Annotated in this window: 14 protein-coding genes and 1 pseudogene; 9 read left to right on the top strand and 6 right to left on the bottom strand. The window is 59.9% G+C overall.

Annotated elements, in window-relative coordinates; all coding sequences use genetic code 11:
• Nucleotides 1-36: 36 nt before the first annotated feature.
• Nucleotides 37-474: a YkgJ family cysteine cluster protein gene (locus NQL71_RS22255; protein ID WP_008058557.1), complete on the bottom strand. Its 438-nt coding sequence runs from the start codon at nucleotides 472-474 to the stop codon at nucleotides 37-39.
• 257 nt (nucleotides 475-731) lie between these two features.
• On the opposite strand from NQL71_RS22255, the gene NQL71_RS22250 reads away from it, so the two are divergent.
• The 5 genes from NQL71_RS22250 to NQL71_RS22230 all read left to right on the top strand — a co-directional run bounded on the left by NQL71_RS22250 (nucleotide 732) and on the right by NQL71_RS22230 (nucleotide 9,632).
• Nucleotides 732-3,182 carry a glycogen/starch/alpha-glucan phosphorylase gene (locus NQL71_RS22250; RefSeq protein ID WP_077186138.1) on the top strand — a complete coding sequence of 817 codons (2,451 nt, stop codon included), beginning with the start codon at nucleotides 732-734 and terminating at the stop codon, nucleotides 3,180-3,182.
• Between the two features lie 140 nt (nucleotides 3,183-3,322).
• The gene (locus NQL71_RS22245; RefSeq protein WP_274643308.1) at nucleotides 3,323-6,484 is read left to right on the top strand and encodes a DUF2339 domain-containing protein; all 3,162 of its coding nucleotides are present in this window, start codon (nucleotides 3,323-3,325) and stop codon (nucleotides 6,482-6,484) included.
• Nucleotides 6,481-7,845, top strand: a complete 1,365-nt coding sequence (locus tag NQL71_RS22240) for a DUF3999 domain-containing protein (protein WP_274643307.1) — start codon at nucleotides 6,481-6,483, stop codon at nucleotides 7,843-7,845. Before NQL71_RS22245 ends, NQL71_RS22240 begins: the two co-directional genes overlap by 4 nt.
• 170 nt (nucleotides 7,846-8,015) lie before the next feature.
• Nucleotides 8,016-9,026 (top strand): class 1 fructose-bisphosphatase, encoded by a 1,011-nt coding sequence (locus NQL71_RS22235; RefSeq protein WP_015093094.1) that lies wholly within the window; start codon nucleotides 8,016-8,018, stop codon nucleotides 9,024-9,026.
• A 3-nt stretch (nucleotides 9,027-9,029) separates the two neighbouring features.
• Nucleotides 9,030-9,632 (top strand): DUF924 family protein, encoded by a 603-nt coding sequence (locus NQL71_RS22230; protein WP_274643306.1) that lies wholly within the window; start codon nucleotides 9,030-9,032, stop codon nucleotides 9,630-9,632.
• A 7-nt stretch (nucleotides 9,633-9,639) separates the two neighbouring features.
• On the opposite strand, the gene NQL71_RS22225 is transcribed toward NQL71_RS22230, so the two are convergent.
• From NQL71_RS22225 to NQL71_RS36860, 4 genes and pseudogenes are all read right to left on the bottom strand, one after another.
• On the bottom strand, nucleotides 9,640-9,972 hold the full coding sequence (locus tag NQL71_RS22225; RefSeq protein WP_248687944.1) for a type II toxin-antitoxin system RelE/ParE family toxin: 333 nt from the start codon (nucleotides 9,970-9,972) through the stop codon (nucleotides 9,640-9,642).
• The gene (locus NQL71_RS22220) at nucleotides 9,969-10,241 is read right to left on the bottom strand and encodes a type II toxin-antitoxin system Phd/YefM family antitoxin (protein WP_046815264.1); all 273 of its coding nucleotides are present in this window, start codon (nucleotides 10,239-10,241) and stop codon (nucleotides 9,969-9,971) included. The genes NQL71_RS22225 and NQL71_RS22220 overlap by 4 nt, the downstream gene beginning before the upstream one ends.
• Before the next feature lie 188 nt (nucleotides 10,242-10,429).
• On the bottom strand, nucleotides 10,430-11,155 hold the full coding sequence (locus NQL71_RS36865; RefSeq protein ID WP_414478811.1) for a methyl-accepting chemotaxis protein: 726 nt from the start codon (nucleotides 11,153-11,155) through the stop codon (nucleotides 10,430-10,432).
• Between the two features lie 132 nt (nucleotides 11,156-11,287).
• Nucleotides 11,288-12,310, bottom strand: a pseudogene (locus tag NQL71_RS36860) (HAMP domain-containing protein); the annotation flags it as partial.
• A gap of 292 nt (nucleotides 12,311-12,602) precedes the next feature.
• Here NQL71_RS36860 and NQL71_RS22210 point away from each other — a divergent pair.
• Nucleotides 12,603-12,857 (top strand): lipoprotein, encoded by a 255-nt coding sequence (locus NQL71_RS22210; protein ID WP_046815262.1) that lies wholly within the window; start codon nucleotides 12,603-12,605, stop codon nucleotides 12,855-12,857.
• 31 nt (nucleotides 12,858-12,888) lie between these two features.
• Complete coding sequence (locus NQL71_RS22205; RefSeq protein ID WP_046815261.1) at nucleotides 12,889-13,458, top strand: lipocalin family protein; 570 nt, start codon at nucleotides 12,889-12,891, stop codon at nucleotides 13,456-13,458.
• A gap of 120 nt (nucleotides 13,459-13,578) precedes the next feature.
• Here the strand turns inward: NQL71_RS22205 and NQL71_RS22200 are convergent, their stop codons facing one another.
• The gene (locus NQL71_RS22200; protein ID WP_046815260.1) at nucleotides 13,579-14,943 is read right to left on the bottom strand and encodes a formimidoylglutamate deiminase; all 1,365 of its coding nucleotides are present in this window, start codon (nucleotides 14,941-14,943) and stop codon (nucleotides 13,579-13,581) included.
• Nucleotides 14,944-15,089: 146 nt separating this feature from the next.
• Between NQL71_RS22200 and hutC the strand changes: the two genes are divergently transcribed.
• Both hutC and NQL71_RS22190 read left to right on the top strand, forming a co-directional pair.
• Complete coding sequence (gene hutC, locus NQL71_RS22195) at nucleotides 15,090-15,800, top strand: histidine utilization transcriptional repressor HutC (RefSeq protein ID WP_162135916.1); 711 nt, start codon at nucleotides 15,090-15,092, stop codon at nucleotides 15,798-15,800.
• 10 nt (nucleotides 15,801-15,810) lie between these two features.
• On the top strand, nucleotides 15,811-16,380 hold the full coding sequence (locus NQL71_RS22190; protein ID WP_248687945.1) for a HutD/Ves family protein: 570 nt from the start codon (nucleotides 15,811-15,813) through the stop codon (nucleotides 16,378-16,380).
• The last annotated feature ends 452 nt before the right edge of the window (nucleotides 16,381-16,832 follow it).

The following is a 16,832-nucleotide window of genomic DNA, read 5'->3' as shown; positions in this document are numbered from 1 at the left end:
AAGGCGGCCGGACAGCCGCCGCAGAATCAGGAAATATCAGAACCGCTCAATCGACCGCGAATTGGTTTCGCGCACCACTTCTTTCGGCTTATAAGCGCAATACCCCGGCCGCGGGCCGATTTTCGGGTGATTGCGGCAGGTATCCGGGCGCTTTTCATAAATAGTGCACAGACGGCTCTTACGATCCAGGTACAGGCAATCGTTGTTGCTCATGCGCTGGAGGGTGAAGATCTCGGACTTCTGGTTATAGCGCTCGACGATCCCTTCCTTTTGCAGGCGCTTGGCGATGTTCTTTGGCGGGTCGCCGCGTTCGAATTCATCGACGATGCCGATGCGGATCAGGTCCTTGATCTTGACCTCGACCGGCAGGGTGCAACAGCTCGATAGGCAGGAGCCGCACATTGGGGCAGAGTACTTGGCCCAGGTATCGAGTCGGTCGATCTCCGCGGCGGCGATCAGGTTGGGCTTCATCATCGGTTGTTACCAGCGTGTGCATCAGGGCGCGCGATCATACCGGGACTGGTGGATTTTTGAACAACCTTTCGCCAGTTTTTTTTCGCAGGCACCCGGCAACACCACTAATCCGGCACGGCCCCTGCATTGATTCGGGTACACGACAATGTATTGCCGGCTTGACGCGCATTAACAGGAAAAACCGCCGAACCAGAGTCTATACCGTCTGTCAGACCGTCTAGTCTCAGACAACTCCAAGCTCGCTCGAGGTCCTATCGATGACTCAAGAACCACTTGTTCGCGAAGCAGAGGTGGCCGCATTCCGCGACGCCGTCTTGACCAAACTCACCTACGCGGTGGGCAAAGACCCGGATCACGCCTTCGACCATGACTGGTTCGAAGCCATCGCCCTGGCCGCGCGTGATCACATGGTCGAGCACTGGATGGACCACACTCGGCAGATCTACCGCAAGGGACAGAAGCGGGTTTATTACCTCTCCCTGGAATTTCTAATCGGCCGCCTGCTCTACGACAGCCTGAGCAATCTGGGCCTGCTCGACGTGGCGCGCGAAGCCCTGACCGAACTCGGCGTCGACCTTGAACGCATCCGCTTGCTGGAGCCAGATGCCGCATTGGGTAATGGCGGTCTCGGGCGACTGGCGGCGTGCTTCATGGAAAGCATGTCGACCCTGGGTATCGCCGGTCACGGCTACGGCATTCGTTACGAGCACGGCTTGTTCCGTCAGGCCGTCGTCGACGGCTGGCAACAGGAGCAGACCGAGCACTGGCTGGATTTCGGTAACCCCTGGGAGTTCGAGCGGCCGGAAGTGGTTTACCCGATCGGCTTTGGTGGCAGTGTCGAGACCGTGACCGATGAAGCCGGCAAGTCCAAGCAGGTCTGGCACCCGGCGGAAACCGTACGGGCCATTGCCTACGACACGCCGGTGGTCGGTTGGCGCGGGGCGAGTGTGAACACCTTGCGATTGTGGCGCGCACGGGCCATGGAAGATTTGCACCTGGAACGCTTCAATGCCGGTGATCACTTGGGGGCGGTAGCAGAGGTGGCCCGGGCTGAATCTATCTCGCGGGTACTCTACCCGGCAGACAGCACCGAGGCCGGCCAGGAACTGCGGCTGCGCCAGGAATATTTCTTCGTCGCCGCGTCGCTGCAGGATTTGCTGCGTCGCCATCGCAACATGCACACCTCGGTGCTGACCCTGGGCGATCATGCGGCGATTCAGCTCAACGACACCCACCCCTCGATTGCCGTGGCCGAGTTGATGCGCCAACTGGTCGATGTCTACGACGTGGCATGGGATGCGGCTTGGCAGGTCACGGTCGACACGCTTTCCTACACCAACCACACCTTGCTGCCCGAAGCGCTGGAAACCTGGCCGGTGGGCTTGATGGAGCGCATGCTGCCAAGGCACATGCAGATCATTTACCTGATCAACGCGCAGCACATCGACTCGCTGCGGGCCAAAGGCATCCACGATTTCGATGTGCTGCGCGCGGTGTCGTTGATCGAAGAAGACAACGGCCGCCGCGTGCGTATGGGCAACCTGGCGTTCCTCGGCTCCCACAGTGTCAACGGCGTATCCGGATTGCACACGCAATTGATGCGCAAGACCGTGTTCTCCGAGTTGCACAAGCTCTATCCGCAACGGATCAACAACAAGACCAACGGCATCACGTTCCGCCGCTGGCTGTACCAGGCCAACCCGGAACTGACCTCGATGCTGGTCGATGCTCTTGGCCCGGACCTGCTGGACAAGCCCGAGGAGCGCTTGCTCGACCTGCAGCCGTTCGCCGACAAGCCGGCGTTCCGCAAGGCCTTCGCTGAACAGCGCCTGCACAGCAAAAAAGCCCTGGCCTACCTGATTCATGAGCGATTGGGGGTGGCGGTCAACCCGGCGGCGATGTTCGACGTGCAGGTCAAGAGGATCCACGAATACAAGCGCCAACTGCTCAACCTGATGCACACCGTGGCGTTGTACCAGGCGATTCGTGCGGAACCTGAAATCGACTGGGTGCCACGGGTGAAGATCTTCGCCGGCAAGGCGGCGGCCAGTTATCACCAGGCCAAGCTGATCATCAAGCTGACCAACGACATCGCCCGGGTGGTGAACAACGACCCGACCGTACGCGGGTTGCTGAAAGTCGTGTTCCTGCCCAACTACAACGTCAGCCTGGCGGAGAGCATCATTCCGGCAGCGGATCTGTCCGAGCAGATCTCCACCGCCGGCTTTGAAGCCTCGGGCACCAGCAACATGAAATTCGGCCTCAACGGTGCATTGACCATCGGCACGCTGGACGGTGCCAACGTGGAGATGTCCGAGCGCATCGGCGTGGAGAACATGTTCATCTTTGGTCTCAGCGCCCAGCAGGTTGAAGCGCGCAAGCTGAATCACGAGTTCAGTGCAGTACCGGACATTGCCGCGTCCCATCGACTCAATGACGTACTGCAAGCCATTCGCGGCGGGGTGTTCTCGCCGGATGATCCGTCTCGTTACACAGGGCTGATCGATTCGTTGGTGGACTACGACCGCTTCCTGGTTTGCGCCGATTTCGATTCCTACTGGAATGCGCAAATGCGCGTCGAAGCCCATTGGCACGATTCCGAGGAATGGTGGCGCTCGGCGGTGTTGAATACCTCGCGGATGGGCTGGTTTTCGTCTGACCGGACGATTCGCGAGTACGCTACGGAAATCTGGAAGGCGTTGGAGTAACGCTTCCAGCGGTTCGATATACTGGCGGCCGCAAAGATCGCAGCTTCCGGCAGCGCCTACAGGTAGGCGCTGCCGGGGCTGCGATCTTTTTTGGAGCTGGCTGCGCTAATCTTTCTGGATTGCGCTTAGGGATATCGACCATGCAATGGATGTTCATGCTTGTGGGCCTGGTGCTGGGCTGGACACTCGACGAGTCGTTCAGCGATGCGTTGCTGGGCGCGCTGCTCGGGCTGGGAGTCGGGCAGGCTGTTCGCATCGGCAGGCTGGGATCACAGGCCGATGAGCAGCGCCGTCTGCTTGAACAGGCGCAGCTTGCGCTGCAAACAGTCGAGCAACGCTTGGCCATGCTGGAACAGGCTGGAGTGAAGCCGCCTGAAGCCCGCGAAGTCGGTCCAGTTCCTGACATCGTTGCCGCGCAAACCCCTGCCGAAATCCCGGAACTGATCTGGGAGCTGCCGCCCGAACTTGAACCGGTCGCGGTAGCACAGCCCTTCGACGCCTGGAAATCAACGCCCGCCAAACCCTCTGAATCGAACCTCGTCGAGCGCGCCGTCAACGCGGCACGCGCGTGGCTGTTGGGCGGTAATGCCGTACTGCGGGTTGGTGTGCTGCTGTTGTTCCTTGGCCTGGCCTTCCTGCTGCGTTACGCCACCGAGGGCATGGTGGTACCGATCGAGTTGCGCTACGCCAGCGTCGCGGCAGCGGCGTTGGGTCTGCTCGGCCTCGGCTGGTGGCTGCGAACACGTAACAGTGATTACGCCTTGATACTGCAAGGCGCCGGTATCGCCGTGTTGTACCTGACGGTATTTGCCGCCATGCGCCTGCATCCGTTGCTCGATCCCTCGGCGGCGTTTGGCCTGTTGGTGGCGGTGACGGTATTTTCGGCGATTCTCGCCATTTCCCAGGATGCGCTGGGCCTGGCTGCCGCCGCAGCGCTGGGCGGATTCGCCGCGCCCCTGCTGGCCTCCACGGGGGCCGGCAGCCACGTCGCGCTGTTCAGCTACTTCGCCTTGCTCAATGCTGGCATCTTCGTCATCGCCTGGTTCAAGGCCTGGCGCTTGCTGAATGTCATCGGCTTTACCGGCACCTTCGGTATCGGGGTCGCCTGGGGCTTGCGCTCTTACACGCCGGATTTGCTGTGGAGCACCGAGCCGTTCCTGGTTCTGTTTTTCGTGATGTACCTGGCCATCGGCTTGTTGTTCGCCCGGCGTAAATTGCTGCAAACGAGCGAAGCACCCCAGGACGGCAGCCGTGAGGCGTTGTTGCGCTGGTCCGCGCGAAAAGGTGACTACGTCGACGGCACGCTGCTGTTCGGACCGCCGCTGGTTGGCTTCGGGCTGCAGTTCGCCCTGGTTCAGCACCTGGAATTCGCTGCCGCATTCAGTGCGTTGGCCTTGGGCATGATTTATCTGGGCCTGGCACGGCTGCTGATGCATGGCCGTGCGTTGTTGCTGGGGGAAACCTGTCTGGCCTTGGGCGTAATCTTCACCAGCCTGGCGATTCCGTTGGGGCTCGATGCGCGCTGGACGAGCGCCGCGTGGGCCGTGGAAGGTGCAGGGATCTGCTGGCTCGGCCTACGTCAGCAACGGCCAGTGGCCCGGGCCTTTGCCTTGCTGCTGCAACTGGGGGCGGCGCTGGCATTTCTCAGCGAGTTGCGTGGCGCGCAAAACAGCCTGATCAGCGGCGTTCCGCTGGGCGCGTTGCTACTGGGCGGCGCACTGCTGTTCAGTTTCTATCAGTTGCGTAATGCGCCGCCCGGGCAAATAAAGCCTTGGGAGCGCCAGGGCTTGCCGGTGCTCGCCTGTCTCGGCCTTGGGTTCCTGTATCTGCTGGCACCGCTGTTCTTCTTGATCCCTGGCACGACGATGAGTTGGGCATTGGCCGGATTAGCGACCTTGTTGGTGGGACTGCGCCTGCCATCGCGCACGTTCCTGGTCACCGCCTGTGCCGTGCAGTTGCTGGCGGGTGCGATGTTCCTGGTGGCCGGGTCACCCTCGGGTGAAGCGCTGCGGCCATTGGCCCATGGTGGATTCTGGGCGCCGCTGGTGTTGGGACTGTCTGGTTTGGTCGGCTCCTGGCGATTGCATCTCGGCAACGCCACTGTGGCGCTCGATGGATTGAATTTGCCGCGTTTGTCTCAGGCATGGCTGGCGTGGGGCGCGGCTTGGTGGACACTGGCCTGGCTCGGTGAAGTGCTGCGCTTTGCGCCATTGCCGCTGCAAGCGACATGGCTGCTGGCTGTCGCGACCGCGAGCGTTGCGTTGTGGACGGTGTTGGCACTGCGTCTGAAATGGCCGTCGCTCGGGCTTCTCTGCACCTCGCTGACACCCGCTGCTGCGCTAGTGCTGCTGGCGGCCTGGCACTCGCGGTATCACCCGGCGGCCCATTTCGGTTGGCTGGTGTGGACGGCGGTGTTCGTGGTGCATTTCATTTCTCTGCGCCGTCTGGCGCCGCTGCTGCCAGCGCTCGCGCTGGGTGCCGCGCATGTTTTCGGTTGCTGGCTGCTGATCGGTGTGCTGGCCCTGGAGTTGCGTTACGGCCTGTTGCTGTTGTCCGAGCAGTACAACGCCTGGCGCTGGTTGGGTTGGGCGATTCTGCCGGGCCTGTATCTGGTGCTGATGGCGTCCCCGCGCGCCTGGCCTTGGCCGGTATTGGCCTATCCGCGTGAATACCGCTTGTATGCCGCCGCGCCATTGGCGGTGCTGATGCTCGGCTGGTTCTGGCTGGCTAATGGCATCAGTGACGGCAACGCCGAGCCTCTGTCTTACGTGCCGCTGATCAACCCGCTGGAATTGGGTTTGTTGTTTGCGTTGTTCGGCGTTTATGTGTGGTCGCGTAGCGCCGTGACGCAACTTGCGATCCGCAAGGACTACGCCGCAAACGCTTCGCAAGTGGTTACTGGTGTCTCGCTGTTCGCCTTTTTCACCGCACTGGTGATGCGCGCGGCTCACCATTGGGGCGATGTGCCGTTCGAGCTCGATGCGTTGCTCGAATCGATGCTGGTCCAGGCCGGCCTGTCCATCGTCTGGACCTTGATGGCCCTGGGTTTGATGATCGGTGGCCATTTGCGCCATCGCCGCGAAGTCTGGTTGATCGGTGCGGCACTGATCGGCGTGGTGGTGGCGAAACTGTTCTTCGTGGAACTGAGCAACCGTGGCGGGCTGGCGCGGATCGTGTCGTTTATCGGCGTTGGCGTGTTGCTGCTGGTGGTGGGCTATTTCGCCCCGTTGCCACCCAGGCGCGTCGAAACTATGGCACAGGCCGAGAAACCGGCGCCGCCTACCGAAGGAGTGTCGTCTTGAGTCAGAAGCTGAACCTGGTCTGGTTGGGGCTCGTTGCAATGGGCATGGCAATTACTGTCTCTGCCCAGGAAGCACCGGCGGACTTCGCCACGCATGTGCCATTGTCCGTGAGTGGCGAAGGTCCATGGTATCGCCTGGAGCTGCCCCTGGCCGTGCAACTGAGCGCACGCCAGGCCGACCTCAGCGATGTGCGCGTATTCAACGCCGCGGGCGAACCGCAAGCCTATGCCCTGTCACAGGGATCCACGCAAGCGGACGACAACCGCACGCTGACTGACGTCAAATGGTTCCCGCTCTACGACTCGGCGGACGCCACCGGGCATGCGCCGAGCGTGCGGGTGCAATCGAGCGCCAATGGCACCCTGGTCCAGGTGCAGCCTTCCACTGAGCTGGAGGTGGGCGAAGAAGCGTTACGTGGCTGGCTGTTGGATGCCAGCGCCATCAAGGCGCCGTTGCAACAGCTGATTCTCGATTGGACCAGTGAGCGTGATGGCTTCCAGCGGTTCAGCATCGAGGCCAGCGACGATTTGCAGCATTGGCAATCCTGGGGCGAGGGGCAACTGGCGCGACTGACGTTTGCCGATGAGCGGGTCGAGCAGCATGAGGTCAGCCTGCCGGGGCAGTCGGCACGCTATCTGCGTTTGCTGTGGGACACGCCGCAATCGGCGCCGATCCTGACCTCGGCGCAATTGCAAAGCGTGCGCAGCCTGCCGCTGCCGTTGGTCTGGTCCCACGCATTGGCCGGCAGCAGCCCGAAGGCGGGTGAGTACACCTGGCAGCTGCCGAGGTTGCTGAACGTCGAGCGTTTGCAGATCGAGTTGAGTCAGGCCAACAGCCTGGCGCCGGTCATCCTGTCCGGTCGTCGCGACAGCAGCTTGCCTTGGCAACCGTTGAGCAGTGGCTTGCTCTATCGCTTGAACCAGAATGGCGAGGACGTGGTGCAGAACGAATTGCAGTTGCCGGGGCGGGCCGTGCAGCAGTTGAAACTGACGGTGGATGAGCGCGGCGGTGGCCTGGGCGCAGAGGCGCCAACGGTGAAGTTCGCCGTGCGTGCGACGCAATTGGTGTTTCTGGCGCGCGGAGCCGGGCCCTATACGCTGGCACTGGGTAATGCGACGGTCAAGGCGGCGAGTCTGCCGTTGTCGACGTTGATTCCCGATTACGTCCCGGCGAAGCTGGCGACATTGGGCCAGGCGTCGGTTGATGGTGGGGAACAGGTTGCCCCGATGGAGTCCACCGTGTCGGTATCGGGAGGCACCAACTGGAAGAAATTCGGCTTGTGGGCGGTACTGCTGCTCAGTGTTTTGTTTCTGGCGGCGATGGCGTTCAGTCTGCTGCGCCAGCCGCCAGCCGATACCTGAGAATACGGTCGATCAGTCGATTAAATGCCGATATGACCACTGCTTTTCGAACTACGCTGAACCCCGCGCATGAACTCTCTTCGGCCGATCACGTCTGATAGGAGGAAATGCGCCCCGACTCGCGTTAAACTGCGCGGGTTTTTAGTCCCCCCATTCCACCGGAGCCTTCCATGTCCCGCGTTACCTTGAGTCGCTATTTGATTGAGCAGACCCGCAGCAACAACACTCCTGCCGATCTGCGCTTCCTGATCGAAGTGGTGGCGCGTGCCTGCAAGGAGATCAACCACGCCGTATCCAAAGGCGCCCTGGGTGGCGTTCTGGGCAGCATGGGCACTGAAAACGTCCAGGGCGAAGTGCAGAAGAAACTCGACGTGATCTCCAACGAGATCCTGCTCGAAGCCAACGAATGGGGCGGCCACCTGGCCGGCATGGCGTCCGAAGAAATGGACAATGCCTACCAGATCCCGGGCAAATACCCGAAAGGTGCGTACCTGTTGGTATTCGATCCGCTGGACGGTTCCTCGAACATCGACATCAACGCCCCGGTCGGCACCATCTTCTCGGTACTGCGTTGCCCGAACGAATACCTGAGCCAGAACGAGCCTTTGAACGAAAAGGCCTTCCTGCAGCCAGGTACCCAGCAAGTGGCCGCCGGTTATGCGATCTACGGTCCACAGACCATGTTGATCCTGACCCTGGGCGACGGCGTTAAAGGTTTCACCCTGGACCGTGAAATGGGCAGTTTCGTACTGACCCACGAAAACATCACCATTCCTGAAGCCACCCAGGAATTTGCCATCAACGCGTCCAACCAGCGTCACTGGGAAGCCCCGGTACAGCGCTACGTCGGCGAATTGCTGGCAGGCGATGAAGGCCCGCTGAAAAAGAACTACAACATGCGTTGGGTTGCCGCGATGGTCGCCGATGTGCACCGCATCCTGACCCGTGGTGGCTTGTTCATGTACCCACGCGACAGCCGCGAGCCGTCGAAGCCGGGCAAACTGCGCCTGATGTATGAAGCCAACCCGATGTCGTTCCTGGTGGAACAGGCGGGCGGCGCCTCCACCGACGGCCACCAGCGCATTCTCGACATCCAGCCTGAAGGCCTGCACCAGCGCGTAGCGGTGTTCCTCGGCTCGAAAGAAGAAGTCGCACGCGTGACGGCTTACCACAAGGAATAAACCATGGACGCGCCTTGGCAGCCGTTGCTCGATTGGTGGTTCGGTACAGCCGAAACAGCCAGGGCAATCGCGGCTGACCGGGGCAAGTTGTGGTTCGGCAAGCGTGACAGCCAGGACCTCGAGGCGCGAGAGCGTTTCGGGGACCAGGTCGAGCAGGTACTGACCGGCGGATTGACCGAGTGGATGCAACGTCCCGAAGGTTGGCTGGCACTGGTGCTGTTACTCGATCAACTCCCGCGCATGATCTTTCGCGACACCCCCAAAGCCTTTTCCGGTGACTTGCGTGCCCAGAAGCTGGTCGCCCAGGGCATTGCCGCGGATTTCGATAGGCAACTATCCCCGATCCAGCAAGTGTTCATCTACCTGGTGTTCGAGCACAGCGAGAACCTCGCGGTGCAGAACGAAGGCGTCTCGCGTTACATCGAGCTGGTGGCGCAACAACCGGAGACTGATCGGGCGTTGTTTGCCGATTACCTGGATTTTGCCGAGCGGCATCAGAAAGTGATCGCGCAGTTTGGACGGTTTCCGCATCGCAATGCGGTGTTGGGGCGCGAGAGTACGGCTGAGGAATTGGTGTTTCTATGCAAACCCGGGTCGCGCTTTTAAGCGCTGCCTAAGGATTGCCTTGAAGCAACCGCTTCATCAGTAATGCTGGCAGGCTTTTTCGCGTATCGGCAATGATATGGACGAAGACTGTCTGTTCACGAACTTCATAAATGACTCTGTTCATTTCTGAAAGGATCTGTCGATACTGGCTGAGGTTCAGCTTTTCGATTTCTTCCGGTATGGACCCTGTATAGGGCTGCTCCCCCAAATGGCGGATGGCCGCCTTCAGGCTGGAGTAAGTGCTTTGCCAGGTTTGGTTTGAGAAATTTTTAATGAGACAGGAGCGAAGTTCTTTCAAGTCTGTTTCTGCGGACTGAAGAATGACGACCTTTGAACTCATGGGTGGTCAGCTCTGTCCATGTCAGCGAAAACATCCTCGGCATCGCGAAACTTGCCTTCCTCAATTTCACGATTGCCCATGGCAAGAAGCTTTAACAGAGCCATTGTATCTTCCAGCTCTTCAAAGCTTTTTACGTCCATGACCACAAGCTTCGCTTCACCGTTTTGAGTGATTACCAATGGCTCGCGGCTTTCTGTGAGTGTTTTGACGATTTCCGCGGTATGACTTTTCAAATAGCTGATTGGCTTGATTTGGGATGAAAGCTTCATGGCGGGCCTCCCGTCCGAATGAGTAAGACCGAATTTAGTCTTTATTCAGTCTTATGTCAGTGTGGGCTGACCGATGATTCATCAGCGTTACGGATGCGGTCATCGCCAGCAGGCTCCTACAAGGATCTATGCGCGCCGCAGATCACTGTAGGAGCTGGCTTGCCAACGAAGGAGCCGGTGAGAGCGCCTTAGATCCTGAAACTACCCACCAACTGCTTCAACCGCGCCGCCTGCTGCTCAAGATCGGCACACGCGCGCAAGGTCGACTGCAGGTTTTCCACGCCTTCCTGGTTCAACGTGTTGATCTCGGTGATGTCGACGTTGATCGATTCCACCACGGCCGTTTGTTCTTCCGTCGCCGTCGCCACGGACTGGTTCATGCCATCGATTTCGCCGATGCGCTGGGTCACGCTGCCCAGGCGCTCGCCGGCCTGGTTGGCGATACCGACGCTGCTTTCGCTCTGGCGCTGGCTGTCGGTCATGATGGTGACCGCCTCCCGGGCGCCGACTTGCAGCTCCTCGATCATCTTCTGCACTTGCTGCGCCGAGTCCTGGGTGCGGTGGGCGAGGTTGCGCACTTCGTCGGCAACCACCGCAAAACCACGACCGGCTTCACCGGCCCGTGCGGCCTCGATCGCCGCATTGAGCGCCAGCAGGTTGGTCTGCTGGGAGATACTGGTGATTACCTCCAGGATCTGCCCGATGTTGACGGTGTTGCTGTTGAGTGTCTCGATGTTGCCGCACGAGTCGCTGATCTTTGCCGACAGCTGGTGCATTGCCGAAATGGTTTTATCCACAACCTGCTGACCTTCTTCGGCCAGCGTGCGCGCATCGCTCGAATGCTGCGAGGCGAGGGCGGCGTTCTGGGCGATTTCCTGGGCGGCGGCACCGAGTTGGTTGATCGCCGCGGCCACACTGCTGGTGCGCGAGGCTTGCTGGTCGGAATTGAATATCGACGAGTTGGACGCGGCGACAACGCGCAGGGCTACTTCGTTGACCTGGCCCGTGGCCGAGGACACTTCGCTGATCGACGTGTGAATGCGTTCGACGAAACGGTTGAACGACAGCCCCAGTGCGCCGAACTCGTCATGGCCGTGGATGGTCAGGCGTTTGGTCAGGTCACCTTCGCCTTCGGCGATGTCGTGCATGGCTCGGCCCATGGTCAGCAGCGGCTGCATCAGGAAACTGATCAACATGCCCAGCAACGTGATGATGATCACCACTGCAATCACCATGGCAATGATCGCCGAGGTGCGGAATTCGCTCAGCATCGAGAACGCGGTGTCTTGATCCAGCACCAGTGCAACGTACCAGTCTGCGGACGGCACGCCGTTGACGTGGGTGAAGGAGATGAACTGGTTTTTGCCGTCGATCTCGACTTCTTTCATGCCCGGGCTGACTTTCGGCGCGCCATTGGGGTAAGCGTCGGTCAGGTTTTTCAGCACCCATTTGCTGTCCGGGTGAATCAGGATCTTGCCATCGGCGCCCACGATAAAGGCGTGGCCGTGGCCGCCGAAGTTCAGGGAGTTGATGATCGCACTGACGCTGGACAGGTCGATGTCAGCGCCGGCAACACCAATCATCTGGCCTTGGCGTTGAACCGGTGTGGCAACGGTGATCACCAGCTTGCCTGAGGAGGCGGCGATGTACGGTTCGGTGACGACGGTCTGTTGCGCGCTGTTGGCAGCCTTGTACCAACCGCGGGCACGGGGGTCGTAATCTGAAGCACGATTGCCCGCCGGGACCGAGAACATCACGCCATCGGCGCCACCGAAGTAACTCAGCTGGAAATTGCCGGTGTAGGCGGGCAGGTCGATGATCCGCTTCAGGCTGGCAGGGGCATTGCCGTCGGCGCTGACTTGCTGGGCCATTGACTGCAGCAACTGCATGCGGCTTTCCAGCCAGGTCTGGATGTTGCTGGTGGTCAGGCTGCCAAGCTCCTGCATCGAGGCTTCGGTGCTGCTACGCAAGGTCTGACGCTGGCGATAGTCGTTGAACAGGATGAAACAAGCGAATGCGACGGCCACCACGAGTGCGGCAGCCAACAGGATCTTGTGGCTGAATTTCATGTTTCTGGTCATTGGATGAGCTACCGCAGGAGATCGGGTCAACAAAAGGGGAGGCAAGTGCCACGGACGTGGCATTGCGTTGCCTGTATGTCGACTGGACGGCGCCAAAGATTAGGCGCTTTGTGCAAAAAACGACGAAATAACCGATAGCCGAACAAGGTGCTTGATAATTTGCGCACAGGTAGACGAGCGGCCTGACAAATAGCCTGTCGGGCAGGGAACCAGACAGGGGTTTTCTCTTCTAAGGTTCAGCTTGGCAGTCATGCCAATCCCTTCGTCCGTGGAGTTTTACATGTCGCTGCGATCCATCGCCCTGCTGTCGTTTTGCGTGTTGTTGGCTGCGTGCAGCAAGGTCAACCAGGAAAACTACTCGAAGCTGTCGTCAGGAATGGCCAAGGCCGAGGTTGAGTCTCTGTTGGGCAAACCCGCCGATTGCTCAGGCGCGCTCGGCATGTCCAGTTGCACATGGGGCGACAAGAATAGCTTTATCAGCGTGCAGTTCGCCGGTGACAAAGTGTTGATGTTTTCCGGCCAAGGCCTGAAGTAAACCGGGGCCACGCGCCCACGGGAGAAAAACAATGAAGCGGTTATTGATCATGCTTTTTGCCGGCCTGGTATTGGCCGGCTGTGCCAGTTCTGGCCAGGATCCGTTGGCGCCCAAGACCGTCAACAGTGTCAATCTCAAGCGCTATCAAGGTACCTGGTACGAGTTGGCGCGCTTGCCGATGTATTTCCAGCGCGACTGCGCGCAATCCGAAGCCCATTACACGCTCAAGCCGGACGGTAACGTCGCGGTGTTGAATCGTTGCCTGACGGCGCAGTGGCAATGGGAAGAGGTCAAGGGCACGGCGTATCCGCAAGTGCCAGGCAAGAGCGACAAATTGTGGGTCGAATTCGATACCTGGTTTTCCAGGCTGATTCCAGGTGTGGCGAAGGGCGAATACTGGGTGTTGTACGTCAGCGATGATTACAAGACAGCCATCGTTGGCGATCCGAGCCGTCGTTACCTGTGGCTGTTGTCGCGCACGCCTACCGTCAATGGCGTAGTGCGTGAAGAATTGCTGAGCAAGGCGCGTCAGCAGGGTTATGACACCACGCGGCTGATCTGGCGGGCGTCGGATACGCAGATGGCCAAGACGTCGAACTAACGACTAGCGCATAACCAATGTGGGAGCGGGCTTGCTCGCGAAAGCGGTGTATCAGTCAACAAATCTATTGACTGACACGCCCTCTTCGCGAGCAAGCCCGCTCCCACATTGTGTTTTGGGTCAGCCCAGGAGTTCGCGCAGGACCTGCGTGAAGGCGCGATTGCTTTCCTCTTCCCCGGCATGCCGCCCGTCACGCACGACCCACTGGCCATTGACCAGCACATCGCGCACCTGACGATCGCCACCGGCGAACAACCAACGATTGAGAATCCCGTCACCACTGGCGGTCGCCAGGTACGGATCGTTGCCGTCCAGCACCAGCCAATCGGCACGCTTGCCAACTTCCAGTGCGCCGATCGGTTGCCCCAGGGCCTGGGCGCCGCCGTCCAGCGCCGCGTCAAACAGCGTGCGGCCGACCATCGGCTGGTCCGCGCCATACAGGCGATTGCGCCGTTGATCACGCAGACGCTGGCCGTATTCCAGCCAGCGCAACTCTTCCACCACGCTCAGTGATACATGGCTGTCGGAGCCGATGCCCATGCGCCCGCCCTGGGCGAGGAAGTCCACGGCCGGGAAAATCCCGTCGCCCAGGTTGGCCTCGGTGGTCAGGCACAAACCGGCGATGGCGCGGCTCTTGGCCATCGACGTGACTTCTTCCGGGTTGGCGTGGGTGGCGTGGACCAGGCACCAGCGTTGGTCGACGTCGACATTTTCGTACAGCCATTGCAGCGGGCGACGACCGCTCCAGCTCAGGCAGTCGTCCACTTCCTTCTGCTGTTCGGCAATGTGGATGTGCACGGGGCATTGCTTGTCGCTGGCCGCCAGCACCTCACTGATCTGTTGCGGCGTGACCGCGCGCAAAGAGTGGAAACACAAACCCAGGGACTGCGCCGGCTGCTGCGCCAGTATCGGTTGCAGGCGCGATTGCAGCTTGAGGTAGTTTTCAGTGCTGTTGATAAAACGGCGTTGACCGTCGTTCGGCGTTTGACCGCCGAAACCGGCGTGGCTGTAGAGCACCGGCAACAGGGTCAAGCCGATACCCGCGGAACTCGCCGCCTGGCTGATACGCAGGGCCAGTTCGGCTGGATCTGCGTAAGCCTGGCCAGTGGTGTCGTGATGCACATAATGAAATTCCGCAACCGAGGTGTAGCCGGCCTTGAGCATTTCGATGTACAGCTGACGGGCGATGACGCCCAGTTGCTCCGGACTGATTTTTCCGACGAGGCGATACATCAAATCGCGCCAGGTCCAGAAACTGTCGTTCGGGTTGCCCGCCACTTCGGCCAGCCCGGCCATGGCCCGCTGGAACGCGTGGGAGTGCAGGTTCGGCATGCCCGGCAGCAGTGGACCGCTCAACCGTTCGGCGCCATCTGCATGGGAATCGGCCTGGATATGAGTCAAGACGCCGTCGGCGTTGACCTCAAGACGTACATTGTTGGCCCATCCGTTAGGCAGCAGCGCGCGTTCGGCAAAGAAGGCGGACATGGTTCAGCACCCCATCGTGTGTTATTTGTATATACATATACAGACGTTTGCCTGCCCGGTAAACTCCGGCAAGCTAGCGATATTCACTTAACGACCAAGGAATAACCGTGCCGACTCCGCCTCCAGTCTCTCCGTTGGCCGCGAACATGGGCGACAGTCCGGCGCCCTTGTACGCCCGCGTCAAACAGATGATCACCCAGCAAATCGACAGTGGAAACTGGCCGCCGCACTACCGCGTTCCGTCGGAAAGCGAACTGGTCAGCCAGCTGGGTTTCAGCCGCATGACCATCAACCGCGCCCTGCGCGAGATGACCGCCGACGGTCTGTTGGTGCGCATGCAAGGTGTCGGCACGTTCGTCGCCGAGCCAAAAAGCCAGTCCGCCCTGTTCGAAGTGCACAACATTGCCGACGAAATCGCCTCCCGAGGCCATCGCCACACCTGCAAGGTGATCACCCTTGAAGAAGAGGCCGCTGGCTCCGAGCGTGCCCTGGCGCTGGACATGCGCGAAGGACAGAAAGTGTTCCACTCGCTGATCGTGCATTTCGAAAACGACATTCCGGTGCAAATCGAAGACCGTTTCGTCAACGCGCTGGTGGCGCCCGACTACCTCAAGCAGGACTTCACCCTGCAAACGCCGTACGCCTACCTGAACCAGGTCGCGCCGCTAACCGAAGGCGAGCACGTGGTGGAGGCGATCCTGGCCGAGCCGTCCGAATGCAAGTTGCTGCAGATTGAAAAAGGCGAGCCGTGCCTGCTGATCCGTCGCCGAACCTGGTCTGGCCGCCAGCCGGTGACCGCCGCTCGCTTGATCCACCCCGGTTCCCGTCATCGTCTGGAAGGTCGGTTCCATAAATAGAGAGCCATAAATGAGTGAGCTGAAAGTTTTACGCGCCAAGGATTACCCGCGCATGCCGTGGAAAAATGGCGGCGGCAGCACCGAAGAAATCACCCGCGATGCTGGCACCGGTCTGGATGGCTTTGGCTGGCGCCTGTCGATTGCCGACATCGGCGAGTCGGGTGGGTTTTCCACGTTTGCCGGTTACGAGCGAGTGATCACCGTTTTACAGGGCGACGGCATGACCCTGACAGTGGATGGCCAGGACGCTCGACCACTGTTACCGCTGGACCCGTTTGCCTTCAGTGGTGAAAGCCAGGTTTCCTGCACATTGCTGGGTGGGCCGATTCGCGATTTCAACCTGATCTATGCGCCCAAGCGTTACAGCGCGCGGTTGCAGTGGTTGTCGGGCGAGCAGCGGTTCTTCAGTTCGGCGGGCACGGTGCTGGTGTTCAGCATCAGCGATGCGCTGGAACTGAAGGTCGGTACCAGTGCTTCGCAACTCGGTCGTCATGATTGCCTGCAACTGGTCGGTAACATCGGCTTGCTGGAAGTCTCCAGCAATAGTGCCTGCTGCGTGATCGAACTGATCGCACGCTGATCCAAAACCCTTAAAAGATCGCAGCCTTAGGCAGCTCCTGCAGGATGTACCACATCCCAATGTAGGAGTTTCCGAAGGCTGCGATCTTTCGCTTTTAAACGTTCCCCATTGCGCACCACTTTGTTACCGAACGCCCCAGCGTGGCGCAGAACCGCGCTCAAGTAACAAAACTCCCTCGCCACAAAAATCCTCCGGTAAATTTTCATCTGCGCCAGAACCCTTGTTCCAGGCGCCCTCCAGCCCTTTCAGGATTTTTCTTGAATGCCTATCCAAGAAGTTGGCCGCTTGATTGCATATGCTTGTATGTACAAGTAAAGACGTATGCGTATGAGTCACGAGGACTCGACCATCGTCCACTGATTCGCCGGTGTGCACTGATGCCCATTGGCTTGCTCGCCCACTGCCTGGGTTGGTTTTGGATTGATTGCTGAGGAGTTCTGTTCGTGACTAAA

Source organism: Pseudomonas serbica, from assembly GCF_028823535.1.
Classification (GTDB): Bacteria; Pseudomonadota; Gammaproteobacteria; order Pseudomonadales; family Pseudomonadaceae; genus Aquipseudomonas; species Aquipseudomonas serbica.
This window is presented reverse-complemented; position numbering and strand designations above follow the sequence as displayed.

What these genes read in the sequence shown, in the direction of transcription:
- NQL71_RS22190 (WP_248687945.1), top strand. Translation starts at nt 15,811, where the DNA reads ATGAGTGAGCTGAAAGTTTTACGCGCCAAGGATTACCCGCGCATGCCG.
- hutC (WP_162135916.1), top strand. Translation starts at nt 15,090, where the DNA reads ATGGGCGACAGTCCGGCGCCCTTGTACGCCCGCGTCAAACAGATGATC.
- NQL71_RS22245 (WP_274643308.1), top strand. Translation starts at nt 3,323, where the DNA reads ATGCAATGGATGTTCATGCTTGTGGGCCTGGTGCTGGGCTGGACACTC.
- NQL71_RS22220 (WP_046815264.1), bottom strand. Translation starts at nt 10,241, where the DNA reads ATGAAGCTTTCATCCCAAATCAAGCCAATCAGCTATTTGAAAAGTCAT.
- NQL71_RS22205 (WP_046815261.1), top strand. Translation starts at nt 12,889, where the DNA reads ATGAAGCGGTTATTGATCATGCTTTTTGCCGGCCTGGTATTGGCCGGC.
- NQL71_RS22255 (WP_008058557.1), bottom strand. Translation starts at nt 474, where the DNA reads ATGATGAAGCCCAACCTGATCGCCGCCGCGGAGATCGACCGACTCGAT.
- NQL71_RS22200 (WP_046815260.1), bottom strand. Translation starts at nt 14,943, where the DNA reads ATGTCCGCCTTCTTTGCCGAACGCGCGCTGCTGCCTAACGGATGGGCC.
- NQL71_RS22250 (WP_077186138.1), top strand. Translation starts at nt 732, where the DNA reads ATGACTCAAGAACCACTTGTTCGCGAAGCAGAGGTGGCCGCATTCCGC.
- NQL71_RS22225 (WP_248687944.1), bottom strand. Translation starts at nt 9,972, where the DNA reads ATGAGTTCAAAGGTCGTCATTCTTCAGTCCGCAGAAACAGACTTGAAA.
- NQL71_RS22210 (WP_046815262.1), top strand. Translation starts at nt 12,603, where the DNA reads ATGTCGCTGCGATCCATCGCCCTGCTGTCGTTTTGCGTGTTGTTGGCT.
- NQL71_RS22235 (WP_015093094.1), top strand. Translation starts at nt 8,016, where the DNA reads ATGTCCCGCGTTACCTTGAGTCGCTATTTGATTGAGCAGACCCGCAGC.
- NQL71_RS22230 (WP_274643306.1), top strand. Translation starts at nt 9,030, where the DNA reads ATGGACGCGCCTTGGCAGCCGTTGCTCGATTGGTGGTTCGGTACAGCC.